Source organism: Nocardioides bizhenqiangii (assembly GCF_034661235.1).
Classification (GTDB): domain Bacteria; phylum Actinomycetota; class Actinomycetes; order Propionibacteriales; family Nocardioidaceae; genus Nocardioides; species Nocardioides bizhenqiangii.
This window is the reverse complement of sequence record NZ_CP141059.1, coordinates 2,329,257-2,348,768: the sequence shown is the minus strand read 5'-3', so window position 1 is coordinate 2,348,768 and position 19,512 is coordinate 2,329,257. Positions and strand designations below refer to the sequence as shown.

Sequence of the window (19,512 nt, the reverse complement as noted above, 5' to 3'; positions counted from 1 at the left end):
TGAGTCGTCGCCGCTGCGCCAGTCTGTCCCAGCACCCGACCGAGGAGGCCTGATGACCACCACGATCACCCACCAGCTCGACGTCCCCGGCGCCGTCGTCACCTATGACGTGCACGAGCCCGACAGCGAAGCCGCCGGACCCCACCGGCCGGTCATGGTGTTCGGCTCCCCGATGGGCGCCTCCGGGTTCGCCCAGCTCGTCCCGCACCTCTCCGACCGGACCGTGATCACCTACGACCCGCGGATGGCCGACCGCAGCCGGCTCCAAGAGGGCGGCGAGGTCAGCTACGAGGCGCACGGCGACGACGTCCACCGGGTCGTGGCGGCGACCGGGCTCGGCCCCGTGGACGTGTTCGCGTCCAGCGGGGGAGCGGTGGCCGCGCTGCCGTGGTTGCTCGCGCACCCCGAGGAGGTCGGCACCGTCGTGCTCCACGAACCACCGCTGTCGGTCCTGCTCGAGGACGCCGACGTGCTGGATCGGATCGGCAAGGACATCGTCGACACCTATGAACGCCTCGGTCAGGGCCCCGCCATGGCCAAGTTCATCCAGATGGTCATGCACGACGGCGTCTTCACCGAGGATTACCTCGACCAGCCGGCACCCTCGCCCGAGCAGTTCGGCTTCTCCAGCGAGGACGACGGCAGCCGCGACGACGCGCTGCTCGGCCACAACATGCGGATGGCTCCGTACCACCCGGAGGGAGACGCGCTGTGCGCGTCGGGCGTGCGGATCGTGCCTGCCTTCGGGGCCGCGAGCGGCCAGGGCGTGCCGCGGCGGGGTGCCGAGGCGCTGGCCGCGGTGCTCGGCGTCGAGCCGGTCGAGTTTCCCGGCGACCACGGCGGCTTCGTGGCCAACGAGTGGTCGCCCGACAACGACCCGGAGGCCTTCGCGACGAAGCTGCGCGAGGTGCTGGACGGCCGTGACTAGCCGGCGATGACTCCGGTCAGTCGCTCAACCGGGCTGGTGAGTCCCCAACGCACGGTCAGCTCCGCGAGCGCGTCCGGGTCGGCGGGTGCGGAGGGCAGCGCCAGCGCGTCGCCGCGCGGCAGGTCGATGTCGCGAGCGACGGCGACCACGGTCGGTGCGACGGAGAGATAGTCCGCGGCTTCCTTGATCTTGAGCCGCGGCCCGGGCGCCAGGTCGCTCGCGGGATCGGCCGCGGCGGCGACGATGCCGTCGATGTCGCCGAACCGCTGGAGCAGCGTCGCCGCCGTCTTCTCACCCACGCCCTTCACACCCGGCAGCCCGTCGGAGGCGTCGCCGCGCAGGGTCGCGAAGTCGGCGTACTGGCGGGACGTCACGCCGTACTTCTCGAGGATCCAGGCCTCGTCCACCCGCTCGTGCTTCCCGACGCCCTTGCCGATGTAGAGCACCCGGACGCCGGCTGCGTCGTCGACGAGCTGGAACAGGTCCCGATCGCCGGTGACCACGTCGACCGGCCGGCCGGCGCCGGTGGCCAGGGTGCCGATGACGTCGTCGGCCTCGTAGCCCGAGGCACCGACGACCGCGATGCCGAAGGCGTCGAGCACCTCCCGGATGATCGGCACCTGGGCCTCGAGCGGGTCAGGGACCTCCTCGATGTCGGGCGCGCCCGCCACCGGGACGACCACCCGGTGCGCCTTGTAGGTCGGCAGCAGGTCGACGCGCCACTCCGGCCGCCAGTCCTCGTCCCAGCAGCAGACCAGGTGGCTGGGCCGGTACTGCTCGACCAGGAACGTGATGTAGCCGAGCATGCCGCGGACCGCGTTGACGTTGGTGCCGTCAGGGGCCAGCAGCTCGGGGGAACCGAAGAACGCCCGGAAGTACATCGAGGCGGTGTCGAGGAGCATCAGGCGTCCGGGAGAGGTGTCCATCACGCCGATCGTAGGGCCCAGGGGTTCCGGGATGTCCTAGGGTGGCGGTCGTGAGCCAGAGCGGCAGTTCCTCCTCCGTGGAGGCCATCGATCGCCAGATCCTCGAACTGCTGGCCAAGGACGGCCGGATGTCCTACACGGATCTCGGGAAGGCGACCGGGCTCTCCACCTCGGCCGTGCACCAGCGCGTGAAGCGGCTCGAGCAGCGGGGCCTGATCCTCGGGTACGGCGCCACCGTCAACCACGCGGAGATCGGGCTCCCGCTCACCGCGTTCATCGCGATCGCGCCCTTCGACCCGTCCCAGCCCGACGACACCCCCGAGCGGCTGGAGGACCTGCCCGAGATCGAGTCCTGCTGGTCGGTGGCCGGCGAGGAGTCCTACGTCATCAAGGTGCGCTCGCACTCACCCTCGGAGCTCGAGGAGCTCCTGGCCCGGATCCGCGCCGCCGCGAACGTGTCGACGCGGACCACCATCGTGCTCTCGACGTACTACGAGAACCGGCCGGTCACCGGCTGACGGTCAGTGCGCCTGGAGCGCCGCCGTACGACGTGAAGCCTCGGCGACCTCTGCCGCCCGCAGCGCCGAGTCGTCGAGATCGGCGTGGTTGGCCCACCACGACTGACCGCTGGGCGGGAGGGTGTGGATCGGGTCGTAGTACTCGTAGGTGCGCTGGAGCGCGTCGGGGTCGCCGGCCTCGATCGAGGTCAGGTAGTTCTTCGTCCAGTGGCTGATGCCGCGCTCGACGTCGTAGTCGGCGAGCTGGTGCACCCAGCGCTTGCCGACGAACGGAACGTCGCACACGATCCGCGGGGTCGCGAAGCCCGGCAGGTAGCCCATGATCTGGTGCTGCAGGTGCTGCGCCTGGGCGACGGAGATCCGCCAGTGCTCGCTGTAGGGGATCAGGTCGCACATGTAGAAGTAGTAGGGCATGATCCGCGCGCCGTCGAGCAGCGCGAAGCACAGGTCGAGCAGCGCGTGCGGGTCGGCGTTGACGCCGTTGAGGATGACGCCCTGGTTGCGCACGTCGCGGAGACCCGCCTCGAGCATCAGCGCCGTCGCGCTGGCAACCGCCGGCGTGATCGACTGCGCGTGGTTGGCGTGGGTGTGGATCGCGATCGAGACACCCCGTTTGCGAGCAGTGGCGGCCACCCGGCCGACGCCGTCGACGACGTCGGGCTGGGCCCAGTGCTGGGGCAGTCCGATGAGCGCCTTGGTCGCCAGCCGGATGTCGCGGATGTTGTCGATCTCGAGCAGCGAGTCGAGGAACGACTCGAGCCGCGGCCACGGCATGTTCGCCACGTCGCCGCCGGACACGACGACGTCGCGGACCGACGGTGTACGGCGCAGGTAGTCGAGCATGTCCGTGAGCCGGTCGTTGGGCTTGGCGACGAATTTGAGCTTCTCGACCGTCGGCGTCGAGTTGCCGACCAGGTCCATCCGGGTGCAGTGGCCGCAGTACTGCGGGCACGTCGGCAGCAGCTCGGCGAGCACCTTGGTGGGGTAGCGGTGGGTCAGGCCCTCGGCGACCCACATGTCGTGCTCGTGGAGCGAGTCACGCGTGGCGTGGGGGTGGGACGGCCAGTCGGTGCGCCGGTCGGAGAAGACGGGCAGCATGTAGTGACGGATCGGGTCGGCGTAGAACGCGTCGGTCAGGGTTCCGGGGCCGGAGGGCTCGACGTGCGGGGCCATCGTGTTGAGCATCTGCGGCGGCACGAGCATGGACATGGTCGCCCGCTCGGTCTGGTCGCGCTCGAGGTCGGCGTAGAAGCGCTCGTCGACGAGGTCGCCGAGGAGCTCGCGCAGCTGCTTGATGTTCTTGACGCAGTGCGCGCGCTGCCACTGCACCGAGGCCCACTCCTCGGCGGTGACGTCCTTCCAACCCGGGAAGCGGGTCCAGTCCGGTTCTGTCAGCTCGACCCTGCGGTAGGGATACGGCTGACCGGCGGGCTCGGGGATGCCGACTGCGATCGACGACTCGATGCTCATATGTGTCAGAATACGTGAAGATAATCCGGCTGCAACATCCACGCGCCGGAGAATTTGCGGCCTACAGCAAGGTGGAGGGACAGTGTCGACGGTGATTCAGCAGAGCGACCCGACGGGGTTGCACCGCGTGCTGGACGATTTCCGGGTGCTGCCGCAGGCGGCCCGCCGACTGGACACCCGGCCTGAGCTGTGGCCTGACGAGGTCCGGATCCGCGTCGAGCGGCTCAACCTGGACGCCGCCTCCTTCCGCCAGCTCGAGCAGCAGCACGAGGGCGACGGGGGAGCGGTGCGCGACGCCGTGCTGGGCATCGTGGCCGACCGGGGCAAGATGCAGAATCCGGTCACCGGCTCGGGCGGGATGCTCATCGGCACGGTCGAGGAGGTCGGTCCGGAGTCGCCGCTGGGTCTCAAGGTCGGCCAGCGGGTCGCCACCCTGGTGTCGCTGACCCTCACGCCGCTCGTGATCACCGACGGGCTCGCCGATTGGGACGGCCGCTCGGAGCAGGTGCCGTGCGCCGGCTACGCCGTCCTCTTCGGCCGGTCGATCGCGGCGGTGCTCCCGGACGACCTGCCGACCGGGCTCAGTCTGGCCGTGATGGACGTCTGCGGGGCACCGGCGCTGACCTCGCGCGTCGTGAGCCAGTACGTCGACCGCGGGTCGGCGCCGCGCGTCGCCGTCATCGGCGGTGGCGGCAAGTCCGGCTCGCTCGCGCTGGCCGCGGCCCGCGCCGCGGGCGCGGGCCGGCTGGTCGGCGTGGTCCCGACCGAGCGGGAGGCCGCATCCCTCGAGGGTGCGGGTCTCGCCGACGCGGTCGTGGTGACCGACGCCCGCGACCCGATCGCGCTGCGGGACTCGGTCGCCGCGGCGGGCGGACCCGCCGACGTCACCGTGGTGTGCGTGGACGTGCCGGGCTGCGAAGGCGGGGCCGTACTCTCCACGGCCGACGGCGGCACCGTCATCTTCTTCTCGATGGCCACCTCGTTCTCCGCGGCCGCGCTCGGCGCCGAGGGCGTGGCCGCCGACGTCACGATGCTCGTCGGCAACGGCTACGTGCCCGGTCATGCGGCGCTCGCGCTCGACCTGCTCCGCACCGACGCGGGCGTCCGGCGCCTCTTCGAGGAGCGACTCGCATGACGACCAGGGCAGCCACGAAGCTCGACCTCGATCCGGCCACCGTCCGGAAGGCGCGGTCGCTGGCCCGCAAGGCCGGTCGGCCGATCGTGCGGCTGGCGCAGCAGCACACCACCGTCTCCGTCGAGCGCGCCACGCTGCGCCTCGCGGGACTGAGCGGGGCCGACGCGGAGGGCACGCCCTGGGCCAACCGGCTCCTCGACGCCGTCCGAGCCGACGTCGGTCTCGACCACGGCGTGGCACTGCCGGTGTGGGACGCGCTGGTCCGTGGCGAGGCGGAGGATCTGACGACGCTGGCGCAGAAGGCCTCGGCCGGTTCGGTGCGGTTCGAGATCCCGGACGGCACCCGGGCCAAGCGGGCCCGTACGGCGAGCCGTCGCCAGGTCGGCGCCGGCATCCGCCAGGTCGACCGCCGTCGGGCCGAGCGCGACCGGCTGATCAAGCGGCACGGCGACGCGCCGCGGCAACCGTGGATCTACCTCATCGTCGCCACCGGTGACATCTACGAGGACATCCCGCAGGCGCAGCAGGCCGCCCGGGAGGGGGCCGACGTGATCGCGGTGATCCGGTCGACCGGCCAGAGCCTGCTGGACTTCGTGCCCGAGGGCGCGACCAGGGAGGGCTTCGCCGGCACCTACGCCACCCAGGAGAACTTCCGGCTGATGCGGGCGGCGCTCGACGAGACCGGCAAGGAGCTCGGCCGCTACGTCCGGCTGACCAACTACGCCAGCGGCCTCTGCATGCCGGAGATCGCCGCGCTCGCCGGTCTCGAGCGCCTCGACATGATGCTGAACGACTCCATGTACGGGATCCTCTTCCGCGACATCAACCCGGTCCGCACCTTCGTCGACCAGCGGTTCAGCCGGCAGGTCCACGCCCGGGCCGGGATCATCATCAACACCGGCGAGGACAATTACCTCACGACCGCCGACGCTGTCGAGGCAGCCCATACGGTCACCACCAGCCAGCTGCTCAACGAGTACTTCGCCAAGGAGGCCGGCCTGGAGGACTGGCAGCTCGGCCTGGGCCACGCGTTCGAGATCGATCCGGCGGTGCCGGAGTCGTTCCGGCTCGAGCTCGCCCACGCCCTGCTGGCGCGCGAGCTGTTCCCCAAGGCGCCGCTCAAGTGGATGCCGCCGACCCGGCACATGACCGGCGACGTCTTCCGTGGCTACCTGCTCGACGGGTTCTTCAACCTGGTCGGCGCGATGACCGGCCAGGGCATCCTGCTCGTCGGCATGATGACCGAGGCCGTCGTGACGCCCTGGCTGTCCGACCGCGACCTCGCCCTCCAGAACGTCCGCTACGTCCTCGACGCCGCCGGTGGCCTGGGCGAGGACTTCCACCCCGCTCCGGACGGGCTGATCGCCACCCGCGCCCGCCAGGTGCTGGGTGAGACCATCGACCTGCTCGAGCGGATCGTGAACGACTCGGACCAGGAGGGTGACCCGCCCTTGCTCGCCGCGATCGCCGACGGGACCTTCGGCACGATGAAGCGGCCGCCGGACGGGGGCCGCGGGCTCGAGGGTGTCGCCCGCAAGGCAGACGGCTACTACAACCCCGCCTCCGAGATCCTGGAGGAGAAGTGAGCACTCTCGTCCGTCCGTACGGCGACACCACCGGCGACGGAATGGTGCAGATCAGCTTCACGCTGCCGGTTGCGCACTCGAAGCGGGCCGAGGGTGCGGCCCAGCAGCTCGCGGCCAAGATGGGTCTCGACCCTGCGCTGGTCGTCCATGCGAAGCCGATGGGGGACGACTTCACCTTCTTCGTCGTCTACGGCCGGGTCCACCACCTCGTCGACCTCGACGCGGTGGAGGTGGTCGAGCGCGACTACCCGTTGCTCACCCCGAAGGAGGCGAACGCGGCGATCAAGCGCAGCCTGCGCCGGCGGCTCGTCGTGCTCGGCGCCTGCATCGGCACCGACGCGCACACCGTCGGCATCGACGCCATCTTGAACATCAAGGGGTTCGCGGGGGAGAAGGGGCTGGAGTACTACCGGGAGATCAAGGTCGTGAACATGGGGGCGCAGGTCTCGGTGCCCCAGCTCGTCGATCGTGCGGTGGCGGAGCAGGCGGACGCCGTGCTCGTGTCGCAGGTGGTCACCCAGCGCGACGCGCACCTGCTCAACACCCGGGAGATGTCGGCCGCCTTCGGCGAGGCGTTCCAGACCGAGGACCGTCCGTTGCTCGTCGTCGGTGGCCCGCGGTTCGACGAGGCAATGGCGGACGAGCTCGGAGTCGACCGGATCTTCGGTCGGGGCACGACGCCCGGCGAGGTAGCCAGCTTCCTGGTCCATAGGATCGCGTCATGATTACCCCACCGGGTTCTTCGCTTCCCCCGCGTCGCTCCTCCGCGAACAACCCGGCGGGGACCCCAAAGTCGTGACCGCATCCACAGGCGCCCGAGCGACCCAGCGACGCTACGTGCCCTACTCCCACGCCCACTACGCCGGCAACCTCGTCGACGGCGCCTACGGCCTCGGCCTGTTCGGCGACGTGGCCACCGAGCTCAGCATCCAGACCGACGGCGACGAGGGTCTGTTCGCGTCCTACGACGATGTCCAGTTCCGCGCGCCGGTTCGTGCCGGCGATGTCGTCGAGGCGACCGCGGAGCTGGTCAGGGTCGGCAACCGGTCGCGGGTCATGGCGTTCACCCTGACCGTCGTCGCGCGCGGCGCGGCGACCGCGGACCGGCCCGGCGCCGCGACCCTGCTCGAGCCGCCGTTGGTGGCGACGACCGCCACCGGCACGGTCGTCGTCCCGTAGTCGCACGATCGGTCGGCGCGTCGCATGCGACACGCCGCGCGTCCCAGAGAATTGTGCGGAATTTGGGGGTCCCGGGACCCCGCTCTGACCTGCGCATTCCCGTATCCGCGCAGGTCAGCGGGCGGTTGACACTCCCGCCCAGGCTCGCCAAAGTACGTGACCGTTGCTCGTGCAGGTCGTGGTAGGCGGACCGACGTCCGAGTGGCCGGCACTCGGGGGTGTAGCGCCAACACCTCCCGTCGCCGGTTCGCGGAGGTCGGTTCGCACCTCGAGAGCGACACGGAAGGGTCGCCCTCCCCCTAGACAACATCCGAGTCCCGGCAGCCGGTCGGGAATCGGGATGGTCCGAAGGTGAGGCCGACCCTTCCGTTCCGAATCGGCCGAGCGTGTCGCCCATCGTCCGGCGCCGCACGGCCCATCGCTCCGCTCGGGCCGCGGACGCCGCACGATGCGGGCTTCGCCCGCGGGCGCCACGCTGCCGGCCCGCAGTTGACGTGGTCTGTGGTTGCGGTGGTTCGGCGGCTTGCGGCACGTCACCAGTGGTGCTGCTTCCGGGCGACGCAGGCCTGGTCACTAGGCTGGCCAGGTGCCGCTCCGCCTCGTTCTCGCCGCCCTCGGCGGCCTGGCGCTCACGGCGTCGTTCGAGCCGATCGCGATCCCTTACCTCCTGCCGTTCGGGCTGGCCGCCTTTGCGCTCGCGACGCGCGATCTCACCTTCTGGCGCTCCGGGCTGGTGGGACTGGTCTTCGGGGTGGCGTTCTACTTCACCCACATCGACTGGATGCGGACGTCGATCGGTCCCGACGCCTGGGTGGCGCTGTCCGCCATCGAGGCGCTGTTCTACGGCCTGGTGGGGCTCGCCGTCCCCCTCGTCCGTCGGCTCCCGGCCTGGCCGGTCTGGCTGGCCGCCACGTGGACGGCCGCCGACGGCCTTCGGAGCGGCTGGCCGTTCAGCGGGATGCCCTGGGGACGGCTCGGTTTCGCGGTCGTGGACACCCCCGTCGCAGCAGCACTCGCGTACGTCGGCATGACCGGCCTGTCCTTCCTGCTCGCACTGGTCGGCTTCCTGCTGGCCGCAGGCGTCGAGACGTGGTTGGACCGGTCGGAGGCACCGGTCCCGCGCGCCCGGCAGCTCGGGTTCGGAGGAGCCCTGGCGATCCTGGCCGTGCTGGTGATCCCGACCGTCGCGCCCTACGAGACGGAGGTGACGGGGTCGGCGGTCGTGGCGGCGGTGCAGGGCAACCTGCCCGGGCCGGCCGACGACATCCTCTACGACCACCGCGGCGTCACCCGCAACCACGTCGACGCGACCATCGACCTGGCCGACGGTGACGTGCGCCCCGACTTCGTGCTCTGGCCCGAGAACTCGACGGCGGTCGACCCGTTCCGGGAGAGCGACGTCAACGACGGCATTCGCGAGGCCGTTGCCGCGGTGGGCGTGCCGGTGGTCGTCGGCGGATTGATCGACGACGGCGAGGACCACGTCCTCAACCAGGGAATCGTGTGGGATCCCGTCACCGGACCGGGGGAGCGCTACACCAAGCAGCACCCCGTGGCCTACGGCGAGTACATCCCGTTCCGCCGCTACTGGGACCCCAATTTCGGTGCGCTCCGCGAGATCGGCCGCGACATGAAGAGCGGCACCCGCACCAGCCCGATCCAGGTCGCGGGGATCAAGGTCGCCGACGCGATCTGCTTCGACGTCGCCTACGACGACGTGGCGCGCGACCAGCTGCAGGAGGGCGCGGAGCTGATGACCGTCCAGACCAGCAACGCGAGCTTCATCTTCACCGACCAGATCGACCAGCAGTTCGCGATCACCCGGCTCCGGGCGATCGAGTCCGGCCGCTGGCTGGTGGTGGCAGCCACCAACGGCATCACCGGCGTGATCGCCCCGGACGGCACCGTGGTGGCGTCGGCCGATCCGCGGACGACGGCCGTGCTCGTGGAACAGGTCGGTCTGAGCACCGAGCTGACGCCGGCGATCAGGCTGGGGGCCTGGCCGGCGAGAGTCCTCACCGGGCTGGCGCTCCTCGGTCTCGTGCTGGGCGCGATCGCGTACCGTCGGCAGCGGGAAGAAGATGCCGCGTCCACCCGAGACGCCAGCGACGCGCCGGCGCCCGAGACGTCCCCGAGTCCGAGTGAGACCTCCGTTGGCTGAAGCCGAGACCGCTGACGTCGACCGTGCCCGCGGACCGGGCCGGGTGGTCGTCGTCATCCCGACGTACGACGAGGCGGCCAACCTGGCCTGGATCGTCGGGCGGCTCCGTCGCGCGCAGCCGGGTGTCGACGTACTCGTCGTCGACGACAACTCACCGGACGGCACCGGCGACATCGCCGACGCGCTGGCCGCGGAGGACGCACAGGTCCACGTCCTGCACCGGACCGGCAAGGGCGGTCTCGGCGCGGCCTACCTCGCCGGGTTCGCGTGGGCGCTCGCGGCCGGCTACGACGTCGTCGGCGAGATGGACGCGGACGGGTCGCACCAGCCGGAGCAGCTGCACCGGCTCCTGGACGCGGTGCGCTCCGCGGACCTCGTGATCGGCTCGAGGTGGGTGCCCGGCGGCAGTGTCGTCAACTGGCCCCGACGCCGCGAGGTGCTCTCGCGGGGCGGCAACCTCTACGTCCGGCTGCTGCTCGGCATCGACGTCCACGACGCCACCGCCGGCTACCGGGTCTTCCGGCGCGAGGCGTTGGAGAAGATCGACCTGGCGTCGGTGCGATCGACCGGCTACGTCTTCCAGACCGACCTGGTCACCCGCTGCCTTCGGGCCGGCATGGTCGTGCGCGAGGTGCCGATCGAGTTCATCGAGCGGGTGCGGGGCGAGTCCAAGATGAGCAGGCAGGTCGCCCTCGAGTCGCTCGAGCGGATCACCCTGTGGGGCCTCCGCGAGCGCTGGGAGCAGGCGCAGGCACGCAGGCGCAACCGCCGCTGATCTACGCTCGGAGTGTGAGTACGACGAGGCGCCGGCGCCGGTGGCTGCCCCTGATCCTGTTCGTCGCGTTCGTCGTCGTGCCGCTGGTCGAGATCTACGTCGTCATCCAGGTCGGTCAGGCCATCGGTGCGTGGTGGACGATCGGGCTGCTGGTCCTCGACAGCATGATCGGCGCCTGGCTGGTCAAGCGGGAGGGCCGCCGCGCCTGGCAGGCTCTGCGCGCCGCGCTCGACAGCTATCGGCCGCCCGCCAAGGAGCTCGCCGACGGCGCCCTCATCCTGATCGGCGGCACCCTGCTCCTGACGCCCGGCTTCGCCACCGACGTGGTGGGGTTCCTGCTGGTGCTGCCCTTCACCCGGCCGCTCTTCCGACGCGCCCTCTCGGTCTACGTCGGGTCGCGGCTCACGACCGTCGCGGTCGGCCGGGCAGGACGGGCTCCCGGCCCGACGGCAGGGGACACCGTCGTCCGGGGCGAGGTCGTCGAGGACTGAGTCCCCGCACGCGCTCAGGCGTTGGCGGCCTTGCGCTTGCGGCCGGTGCGGTGCAGGTGGGCAGGACCGATCTCGCCGCCCCGGAGCAGCTCGAGCCGCTCGGTCAGGATGTCCTCGAGCTCCTTCTCGGAGCGCCGCTCCAGCAGCATGTCCCAGTGGGTGCGCTGGGGCTTCTCAGCCTTCTCCACGCGCTCGATGCCGGCCGTGCTCTCGGCCTCCGCGCCACAGCGCGGGCACTCCCAGACAGCGGGGACATCGGCCTCGATCGACATCGTGATCTCGAACGAGTGCCCGTGGGGGCAGAGGTATCCGACCTGCTGGCGAGCTGCGAACTCGATGCCGCGCTCGTCCTCGAACGACTGGCCGCCCAGTCGTGCGCCTCGCAAGGTGCGCTCCGCCATGATTTCCTCCCATGTCGTGACCCTGCTCCTGGCTGGGTCCGGCAGCGTGGTCGCCGGGGGATCTCCCCGGGCGCTGTTGACCGACGCGGCCGTTACTACTTCAACGCTACCCGGCGTGAAAAGGTTTCATCCCCGCAGAATCATCGGGTATCGACGACGGGATCAGACAATCGCGGGGCGGTCGTTGCCCGCGTCCCGGATGCCGCGCTCGGTGTCGACGCGCAGGAGCAGCAGCCCGCCGATGGTGAAGAACACGATGAGCGCGAAGACGGCCGGTCGGTAGGACCCGCTGAACTGGTAGACGAGGCCGAACGTGAGCGTGCCGAGCCACGACGTACCGCGGTCCATCGCGTGGTAGAGGCTGAAGAACTCCGCCTCCTTGCCGCGGGGGATGAGCAGGGAGAAGTAGGAGCGGGCGAGCGCCTGGGTGCCCCCCAGGACGATGCCGATGGCCGTGGCGAGCAGGAGGAACGCGACCAGGTTCTCCTCCGGCACGAACAGCGCCACGGTGACGATCACCATCCAGACGACGAGGCCGGCCAGGATCACCCGCTTGGCGCCGACACGCGCCGCCGCCCGGCCGAACGCGATCGCGCCACCGACCGCCACGAACTGCACCAGGAGGTAGGCGCCGAGCACGACGCCGGTGTCGAAGCCGAGCTCCTTCTCGCCGAAGATCGCGGCCGACGCGATCACCGTCTGGATGCCGTCGTTGAAGAACAGGTAGGCGAGGAGGAAGGTCACCGCCACCGGATAGTTGCGGAGGTCCTTGAGCGTCGCCAGCAGCTGGCCGAACGACCGGGCCACGAGACCGCCGCTGGCCTCCTCGACACCTACGGGCGGCTTGTCCTTGATGCCGCGCCACGGGATCAGGGTGAACGCCGCCCACCAGACGGCGCCGGAGAGCAGGCTGATCCGCACCGCCATCTCGGTGCTGAGTCCGATCGAGTCGTGGAAGGTCACGACGAGGAAGTTGGCGGCGAGCAGCAGCCCGCCGCCGGCGTACCCGTAGGCCCATCCGACGGACGACACCCGGTCGCGCTCGTGCTCCTCGGAGATCAGGTTGAGCAGGGAGTCGCTGATCACGATCGACGCGCCGAAGCAGAGGTTGGCCACGAGGAAGACCAGGCTGCCGAACAGCCAGCGGTCGTCGGTCAGGAAGAACAGCAGCCCGGCGGCGGCCGCGCCCACCCATGCGAAGCCCGCGAGGAGGTCGGTCTTCCGCTCGGTGCGGTCGGCCATCGCACCGATCAGCGGGTAGAGGACTGCTCCCAGCACCGTGGACAGCGTGATGACGTACGACGGCAGCGACCCGGGCGCGATGCCGATGCCGAGCACCTCGAGCGTCTCGCGGCACTTCCGGTCCTCGTCGCCGACGAACCCGCAGGCGGCGCGCTCGGCGATGGTGATCAGGTACGGCGCGAACAGGACCCCGGCGATCGTGGTCGCGAACGCCGAGTTCGCCCAGTCGTAGAAGAACCACGCCTTCTGCTCGCGGGCGCGGTTGAGCGGTCCTAGGTCCGCGATGGGCGTCGTGCTGTTCATGGGCTCCCCTCCCGCCGGGAGACTACTGCCACTGACCTCTGGCCAGCAGCACATCCTTGAGCAGGTCCGTGCGGTCCGTGAAGAGGCCGTCGACCCCGAGGTCGAGCAGCAGCCGCATCTCGTCGGGGTCGTCGACGGTCCAGACGTGCACCTGCTTGCCGGTGGCGTGCGCGCGGCGGACCAGGCCGGGGGTGACGACGCGCAATCCGTACCGCCGGTGGGGTATCTGGAACGCGACGAAGTGGCGCCCCGCGAGCCGGTCGGCGAGCGGCGCGCTGGGCAGGAAACGGAAGGCGAGGATCTCCCAGACGTGCGCCGCGGTCGGCACCCGGCCGTCGGTGAGCCGGCGGAACTCACGGATCCGGGCCGGTGAGAACGAGCCGACGAGCACCCGGTCCCAGAGCTCGTGGGCACGGATGACGTCCGCCAGCACCGCCGCCGCGCCCGGGCCCTTGATGTCGATGTTGAAGAAGGCGTCCGGGAATGATTCGAGGAGCTGGCCGAAGGTGGGGATCTCCTCACGGCCGGCGATCCGTGCCTCGCGGATCTCGGAGAGCGTCAGGTCGGCGATCGAGCCCATCCGGTCGGTCACGCGGTCGAGCACGTGGTCGTGGAAGGCCAGCAGGGCGCCGTCCTTGGTGACGTGCACGTCGGTCTCGAGGTAGGTGTAACCGAGCTCCACCGCGTGCCGGAACGCGGCCAGCGTGTTCTCGAGCCCCTCGATCTCGGGGTGGTAGGCCCCACCCCGGTGGGCGAACGCCAGGACCCGCCCGTGCGAGAGGTACGCCATGTGCTGAGCCTTGCAGATGTGATCTCGATACGCGCGTCACGACCTCGCGAGCTCGGTCGTGGCGCTACTCGGTCTGGCTCCTGGATCCACTGCCTCGCGAGCTCGGCAGTGGCTCAGATGTCCCGGAACGTTTCGATCTCGGCGCCGAGCGAGCTGAGCCGCTCGGCGAGATCCTCGTAGCCGCGGTGGATCACGTAGGTGCCCCGCAGGACCGACGTGCCCTTGCTGGCCAGCATCGCGAGCAGCACGACCACGGCCGGACGCAACGCCGGCGGGCACATCAGCTCGGCTCCGGTCCACGACGTCGGGCCCTCGATCATGACCCGGTGCGGGTCGAGCAGGGTCACCCGGCCGCCGAGCTTGTTGAGGTCGGTCAGGTAGATCGCGCGGTTGTCGTAGACCCAGTCGTGGATGTAGGTCTGGCCTTCCGCGACCGCCGCGATGACCGCGAAGAACGGCAGGTTGTCGATGTTGAGGCCGGGGAACGGCATCGGGTGGATCTTGTCGCGCGGGGCGACCAGCTCGGACGGCAGCGTGCGGATGTCGACGAGGCGGGTGTGACCGTTGGCGGCGAGGTACTCCTCGGAGAGCTCGTAGCGGAAGCCCATCTCCTCGAGGACGGCCAGCTCGATCTCGAGGAACTCGATCGGCGCGCGCCGCACCGTGATCTCGGACTGGGTGACGATCGCCGCGGCGAGCAGCGACATCGCTTCGATCGGGTCCTCGCTCGGCGCGTAGTCGACGTCGACGTCGATGACCGACTGTCCGGTGATGGTGAGCGTCGTCGTACCGATGCCCTCGACCCCGACGCCCAGCGCCTGCAGGTAGAAGCAGAGGTCCTGGACCATGTAGTTGGACGAGGCGTTGCGGATGACGGTGGTGCCGGGATGCAGCGCAGCCGCCATCAGCGCGTTCTCGGTCACGGTGTCACCGCGCTCCGTGAGCACGATCGGCCGGCCGGGGACGATAGCCCGGTTGACCTGGCCGTGGTACCAGCCGTCGGTGGCCTTGACCTCGAGCCCGAACGGCCGCAGGGCGGACATGTGCGGCTCGACCGTGCGATTGCCGAGGTTGCAGCCGCCTGCGTAGGGGAGCTCGAAGGTCTCCGCCCGGTGGAGGAGCGGGCCGAGGAACATCAGCACGGAGCGGGTCCGGCGCGCGGCCACCTCGTCGATCCGGCTGAGGTCGAGCTCCTTGGGCGGGATGATCTCGAGGTCGTTCTCCTCGTTGATCCATCGGGTCTGGACCCCGAGGCTGCCGAGAACCTCGAGCAGGCGGTTGACCTCCTCGATCCGGGCGACCTTGCGGAGCGTGGTGCGGCCCCGGTTGAGGAGGGACGCGCACAGCAGTGCGACGCCGGCGTTCTTGGAGGTCTTGACGTCGATGGTGCCGGACAGGGTGGTCGGGCCCTTGACGCGCAGGTGGGTCGGGCCGGCACCGAGGGCGACGATCTCGGAGTCGAGGGCCGAGCCGATCCGGGCCAGCATCTCGAGGGAGAGGTTCTGGTGGCCCTTCTCGATCCGGTTGATCGCGCTCTGGCTGGTGGCGAGGCGTTCGGCGAGCTGGGTCTGCGTGAGCCCGCGATGCTTGCGCGCGTCGCGGATCAGGTTGCCGATCCGGCCCTTGTAGTCGGTGCCGTGGCCGGATTCGCTCTCGACATCAGGGGAGACTGTCATGGCAAAGACGGTAACTCACATGTGAGATATCGCCAACAACCCGGCCGCCCCGAGCGCGTCATCCGCGGTGCGGCAGGATGGCCGCCATGCGCGCCACGACGATCCACGGGACCCGCGACGTCCGCGTCGAGGACGTGCCGGATCCCGCGATCAGACGACCCACCGACGCCATCGTCAAGATCGCCGCCGGATGCGTCTGCGGGTCCGACCTCTGGCCCTACCGCGGGGAGAACCCGATCCAGGCCGGCTCGACGATCGGGCACGAGTGCATCGGCGTCGTGGAGGAGGTCGGTGCCGAGGTCAGCGACTTCCGGCCCGGTGACTTCGTGATCGTGCCGTTCTGCACCTGTGACAACTCCTGTCCACACTGCCTGGCCGGCGTGCAGTCCGCGTGCGTCAACCTCGGCATGACGGCGAGCGGTCAGGGCGAGTACGCCCTGGTAGGGCAGGCAGACGGCAGCCTGGTCGCCACCGACGGTGTGCCCGATCCGGAGCTGTTCGCGTCGCTGCTTGCCCTGTCCGACGTGATGCCGACGGGCTGGCACGCAGCGGTGTCGGCGGGCGTCACCGCCGGCGGCTCGGTCGTCGTGGTCGGCGACGGTGCGGTCGGACTGTGCGGCGTGCTCGCCGCATCGGTGATGGGCGCCGAGACGATCATCGCCATGTCCCGCCACGAGAGCCGGCAGCAGCTGGCCAGCGCGTTCGGCGCGACCCACATCGTCGCCGAACGCGGCCGTGAGGGCGCCAAGGCAGTCAAGGAGATCACCGGGGGAGTGGGGGCGGACGCGGTCCTCGAGTGCGTCGGCACCGACGACTCGATGGGGGCGGCGTTCGCCGTCGCCCGCCCCGGCGCGATGGTCGGCTTCGTCGGCGTGCCGCACGGCGTGGAGCTGCCGGTCCGCAAGATGTTCCAGAAGAACGTCGGGCTGCGCGGCGGCATCGCGCCGGTGCGGCGTTACCTCCCGGACCTGCTCGACCTGGTGGTTGCTGGCCGGATCGACCCCGGTCGGGTCTTCGACCTGACCCTCCCGCTCGAGGAGGCGCCGGAGGCATACCGGGCGATGGACGAGCGGCGCGCGATCAAGGTGCTGCTCCAGCCGTAGGGCTGTCGCGGCTAGTGGGCGGGGCTAGGGCTCCGCCGGCGGAGCCGGGTGAACCCTGCCACGACGCCGAAACCCAGCGCCGCGAGCGCGGGCATGACCGCGGTCAGGACCAAGTGGTAGGCGACGTCCTCCCGGAAGCGCGCCCAGTCGACCCATGTCATGCAGATGCCGGCACTCAGCCAGAGGACGGCGACGAGGATGAGCGGGACCTTGCGGGCGGCGGCGACGGCGCCTGTGACCAACGGGGCCGCCAGGACGAGCAGGACGTAGATCGGGTCGACGTAGCCGAGCAGCCCGACGAGTTGGCCGGCGATGGCGGCGATGGCGATGTTCTTCATGGCGTTCTCCTTTGTTCGGGAGCATCGAGCATGGGTGCGCTAGCTGCCCAGAGCGCCCCGCTACGGACTGATTCCTCTCCCCCCGTGGTGGGAGGCGTCGAGCGAGGGGCGGCAGTAGCGTCAGGCCATGCGCGTGCCCTGGGCCAAGGTCGACCCGGTCGACGTGGTCCTCGCCCTGGCCGTCACGCTCGCCCTCCAGGTCGAGATCCTCGTGCCTGAGCTGCTCGGCGCGGACCCGATCGGGTCGGGGCGAGGCTGGCTTGCGGTCTCGAGCCTGTTGGTCACCGTGCCGCTGGCGTTCCGCCGTACCGCGCCGTGGACCGTTGCCACGGTCGCGCTCGGCACCGTGGTGGCCCAGAGCAGGCTCGGGACCCTCTCGGACGGTCTCGGCAACCTGCTGGCGATGCTGGTGGTGGCTTATTCGCTGGGTCGCTACGCGCCGCGACCGGCCGGGTACTCCGGCGCCGCGCTCGTGGCCGGCGCGAGCTTCGGGATCGGCGAAGACCTCGCGGACAACCTGTTCGTGATGGTCGTGCTCGGCTCGGCATGGGCGGCCGGCGTCGTGGTGGGGCGCCGCACGGACGACCTCGGATCGCTCGAGCTGCGTCGACTCGCGGCGACGCGTGCCGGTGCCGAGGAGGAGCGGCTCCGGATCGCCCGCGAGCTCCACGACGTCGTGGCGCACCGGGTGTCGATGATCGTCGTGCAGAGTCAGCTTGCCGACACGTTGCTCGAGCGGGACCCTGCCGGGGCCCGCGTCGCCATCGGCGCTGTGGAGGATGCCGGACGGGAGGCTCTCGTGGAGCTGCGGTCGATACTCGGCCTGTTGCACGAGGAGCCGCCGGCGTCCCGCTCACCGCGCCACACGGACCTGGGCCGCCTCGGCGACCTGGTGGACGAGGTCCGAGCAGGCGGGTTGCCAGCAGGCTTCACCATCGACGGAGAGCCGCGACCGGTGCCGCCGGCCGTCTCCCTCGCGTCGTTCCGGATCGTCCAGGAGTCGCTCACCAACGTCGTTAAGCACGCCGGCGCGGCGCCGACCCGCGTGCATCTGGCCTACCTGCTCGGTGCTGTCGAGGTGTGCGTCGAGAACAACGGCCCGACCGTCCCGGAACCGCAGCCGGGCCACGGGCTCGCGGGGATGCGGGAGCGGGCGGCCTTCGTGGGCGGGAGCCTGGAGGCCGGCCCGGTCCCCGAGGGCGGCTTCCGCGTACGGGCCGTCCTGCCGACGCCGGAGCTGACGGCGTGACTCGCCTGCTGGTGGCCGACGACCACGCGATGGTGCGGGACGGGCTCGCGGCCATCCTCGACGCGGAGCCCGATCTCGACGTGGTCGGGACGGCCGCCGACGGCGCGGAGGCGCTGGCGGCCGCGCGGCGGCTGCGCCCGGACGTCGTGCTGATGGATGTCCGGATGCCGGGGGTGGACGGGATCGAGGCCACCCGTGCGGTCGTGACCGCCGGGCTTGCGCGGGTCCTCGTGCTGACGACGTTCGACCTCGACGAGTACGTCTACGAAGCCGTTCGCGCGGGCGCCTCCGGGTTCCTACTCAAGGACGCGCCCCGGGAACGGCTCGCCGAGGCCGTGCGAGCTGTGGCCCGTGGCGACATGCTGGTGGACCCCGCCGTCACCCGCCGCCTCGTGGAGCGCTTCGCCCGCCCGGTGCGGCGCGAGGACGGACGACTCGCGTCCCTCACGGCACGCGAGCGCGAGGTGCTCGTCGAGATCGGACGCGGGCTTACCAACACCGAGATCGCCGACCGGCTGTTCGTCGGTGAGTCGACGGTCAAGACCCACGTGTCGTCGCTGCTGCGCAAGCTGGGGCTCCGCGACCGGGTCCAAGCCGTGATTCTCGCGTACGAGTGCGGTTTGGTCAGCCCTGGTGAGTAGCCACGCGGAGATGCGCGTTCCGCTGCCTTCTCGGCCTTGCGTTCGGCCGCACGGTCGGACGCAGGCTAGCCGCTGCTGACGACACTGCCGTCGTCGTCGGACCTCGGCTCGTCCGGATCGCCAGTGGGTGCGTCGGGCAGGTCCAGCTCGACCAGCTCGATGACGACACCGTCCTTGCTGAGGGTCAGCGTGTCGTCGACGAGGACCGCCTCGGGACCGGCGGACAGGAACGCCGCGAGCCAGGAGTCCTGGTCGTGGAGCCCGTTCGGGCAGCCCATCTCGGTGCCACCCATGTTGCTGGCGGTCAGGGTGCCGCCATCGATCGCCACCGTGCCGAAGAGGTGGTTGCAGCCGGCTTCGGCCCGGACCTCTTCGCCGGAGAACCCGAGCCGGACCCGCGTGTCGCCGACCAGCTGGTGACCGTCGACCCGCACGGACGAGAACGCGCGACCGTCGAGGTCGTCGCGGGAGAGTGCCGCGGGTGCGTCGTCAGCCATGGTGGTGGGCTCCTCGTCGCCGCAGCCGGCCAGGGTCACCGCGAGCAGCGCGGTCGCGGCCAGAAGCGTCAGTCTCATGCCGATGGGACGTGGCGTCACGCCG

At 70.7% G+C, this 19,512-nt stretch carries 20 protein-coding genes; 12 read left to right on the top strand and 8 right to left on the bottom strand.

Annotated features, from left to right (window positions below; translation table 11 throughout):
* The first annotated feature begins 52 nt into the window (after positions 1 to 52).
* A complete protein-coding gene (locus SHK19_RS11370; RefSeq protein WP_322936292.1) occupies positions 53 to 928 on the top strand; it encodes an alpha/beta fold hydrolase in 876 nt (291 codons plus the stop codon).
* On the opposite strand, the gene SHK19_RS11365 is transcribed toward SHK19_RS11370, so the two are convergent.
* A complete protein-coding gene (locus SHK19_RS11365) occupies positions 925 to 1,854 on the bottom strand; it encodes a 5'-3' exonuclease (protein WP_322455074.1) in 930 nt (309 codons plus the stop codon). The two genes, SHK19_RS11370 and SHK19_RS11365, sit on opposite strands and share 4 nt — an antisense overlap.
* Positions 1,855 to 1,904: 50 nt before the next feature.
* Between SHK19_RS11365 and SHK19_RS11360 the strand changes: the two genes are divergently transcribed.
* Positions 1,905 to 2,372, top strand: coding sequence for an AsnC family transcriptional regulator (locus SHK19_RS11360; RefSeq protein ID WP_438862030.1), 468 nt, complete (start codon positions 1,905 to 1,907; stop codon positions 2,370 to 2,372).
* A gap of 3 nt (positions 2,373 to 2,375) precedes the next feature.
* Here the strand turns inward: SHK19_RS11360 and SHK19_RS11355 are convergent, their stop codons facing one another.
* Positions 2,376 to 3,842, bottom strand: coding sequence for a KamA family radical SAM protein (locus tag SHK19_RS11355; RefSeq protein WP_322455073.1), 1,467 nt, complete (start codon positions 3,840 to 3,842; stop codon positions 2,376 to 2,378).
* 91 nt (positions 3,843 to 3,933) lie between these two features.
* Here SHK19_RS11355 and kdd point away from each other — a divergent pair, with 91 nt between their 5' ends.
* The 7 genes from kdd (at position 3,934) to SHK19_RS11320 (ending at position 11,169) form a co-directional block, all read left to right on the top strand.
* Positions 3,934 to 4,977, top strand: a complete 1,044-nt coding sequence (gene kdd / locus SHK19_RS11350) for an L-erythro-3,5-diaminohexanoate dehydrogenase (RefSeq protein WP_322936291.1) — start codon at positions 3,934 to 3,936, stop codon at positions 4,975 to 4,977.
* Positions 4,974 to 6,563 (top strand): lysine 5,6-aminomutase subunit alpha, encoded by a 1,590-nt coding sequence (gene kamD / locus SHK19_RS11345; RefSeq protein WP_322936290.1) that lies wholly within the window; start codon positions 4,974 to 4,976, stop codon positions 6,561 to 6,563. The genes kdd and kamD overlap by 4 nt, the downstream gene beginning before the upstream one ends.
* Positions 6,560 to 7,288, top strand: a complete 729-nt coding sequence (kamE, locus tag SHK19_RS11340) for a lysine 5,6-aminomutase subunit beta (protein WP_322455070.1) — start codon at positions 6,560 to 6,562, stop codon at positions 7,286 to 7,288. Before kamD ends, kamE begins: the two co-directional genes overlap by 4 nt.
* A 70-nt stretch (positions 7,289 to 7,358) precedes the next feature.
* Positions 7,359 to 7,742, top strand: coding sequence for a 3-aminobutyryl-CoA ammonia lyase (kal, locus tag SHK19_RS11335; RefSeq protein ID WP_322455069.1), 384 nt, complete (start codon positions 7,359 to 7,361; stop codon positions 7,740 to 7,742).
* 586 nt (positions 7,743 to 8,328) lie between these two features.
* Entirely contained in the window at positions 8,329 to 9,903 is a 1,575-nt protein-coding gene (lnt, locus tag SHK19_RS11330; RefSeq protein WP_322936288.1) for an apolipoprotein N-acyltransferase, read from the top strand.
* A complete protein-coding gene (locus SHK19_RS11325) occupies positions 9,896 to 10,678 on the top strand; it encodes a polyprenol monophosphomannose synthase (protein ID WP_322455067.1) in 783 nt (260 codons plus the stop codon). The genes lnt and SHK19_RS11325 overlap by 8 nt, the downstream gene beginning before the upstream one ends.
* Positions 10,679 to 10,692: 14 nt before the next feature.
* On the top strand, positions 10,693 to 11,169 hold the full coding sequence (locus SHK19_RS11320; protein WP_322455066.1) for an FxsA family protein: 477 nt from the start codon (positions 10,693 to 10,695) through the stop codon (positions 11,167 to 11,169).
* Positions 11,170 to 11,183: 14 nt separating this feature from the next.
* Here the strand turns inward: SHK19_RS11320 and SHK19_RS11315 are convergent, their stop codons facing one another.
* The 4 genes from SHK19_RS11315 to SHK19_RS11300 all read right to left on the bottom strand — a co-directional run bounded on the left by SHK19_RS11315 (position 11,184) and on the right by SHK19_RS11300 (position 15,581).
* Positions 11,184 to 11,570, bottom strand: a complete 387-nt coding sequence (locus tag SHK19_RS11315; RefSeq protein ID WP_322455065.1) for an RNA polymerase-binding protein RbpA — start codon at positions 11,568 to 11,570, stop codon at positions 11,184 to 11,186.
* Between the two features lie 162 nt (positions 11,571 to 11,732).
* The gene (locus SHK19_RS11310) at positions 11,733 to 13,115 is read right to left on the bottom strand and encodes an MFS transporter (RefSeq protein WP_322455064.1); all 1,383 of its coding nucleotides are present in this window, start codon (positions 13,113 to 13,115) and stop codon (positions 11,733 to 11,735) included.
* Positions 13,116 to 13,137: 22 nt separating this feature from the next.
* Positions 13,138 to 13,905: a glycerophosphodiester phosphodiesterase gene (locus SHK19_RS11305; RefSeq protein ID WP_322455063.1), complete on the bottom strand. Its 768-nt coding sequence runs from the start codon at positions 13,903 to 13,905 to the stop codon at positions 13,138 to 13,140.
* Positions 13,906 to 14,018: 113 nt separating this feature from the next.
* On the bottom strand, positions 14,019 to 15,581 hold the full coding sequence (locus SHK19_RS11300; RefSeq protein WP_322455062.1) for a helix-turn-helix domain-containing protein: 1,563 nt from the start codon (positions 15,579 to 15,581) through the stop codon (positions 14,019 to 14,021).
* 86 nt (positions 15,582 to 15,667) lie between these two features.
* Between SHK19_RS11300 and SHK19_RS11295 the strand changes: the two genes are divergently transcribed.
* Entirely contained in the window at positions 15,668 to 16,684 is a 1,017-nt protein-coding gene (locus SHK19_RS11295) for a zinc-dependent alcohol dehydrogenase family protein (RefSeq protein WP_322936287.1), read from the top strand.
* Between the two features lie 11 nt (positions 16,685 to 16,695).
* Here SHK19_RS11295 and SHK19_RS11290 read toward each other — a convergent pair whose 3' ends face one another.
* Entirely contained in the window at positions 16,696 to 17,022 is a 327-nt protein-coding gene (locus tag SHK19_RS11290; protein ID WP_322455060.1) for a hypothetical protein, read from the bottom strand.
* Positions 17,023 to 17,149: 127 nt separating this feature from the next.
* Between SHK19_RS11290 and SHK19_RS11285 the strand changes: the two genes are divergently transcribed.
* Both SHK19_RS11285 and SHK19_RS11280 read left to right on the top strand, forming a co-directional pair.
* Positions 17,150 to 18,271, top strand: coding sequence for a sensor histidine kinase (locus SHK19_RS11285; protein WP_322455059.1), 1,122 nt, complete (start codon positions 17,150 to 17,152; stop codon positions 18,269 to 18,271).
* Positions 18,268 to 18,912: a response regulator transcription factor gene (locus SHK19_RS11280; RefSeq protein WP_322936286.1), complete on the top strand. Its 645-nt coding sequence runs from the start codon at positions 18,268 to 18,270 to the stop codon at positions 18,910 to 18,912. Before SHK19_RS11285 ends, SHK19_RS11280 begins: the two co-directional genes overlap by 4 nt.
* A gap of 65 nt (positions 18,913 to 18,977) precedes the next feature.
* Here SHK19_RS11280 and SHK19_RS11275 read toward each other — a convergent pair whose 3' ends face one another.
* The gene (locus tag SHK19_RS11275; protein WP_322936285.1) at positions 18,978 to 19,508 is read right to left on the bottom strand and encodes an META domain-containing protein; all 531 of its coding nucleotides are present in this window, start codon (positions 19,506 to 19,508) and stop codon (positions 18,978 to 18,980) included.
* Positions 19,509 to 19,512 lie beyond the last annotated feature (4 nt).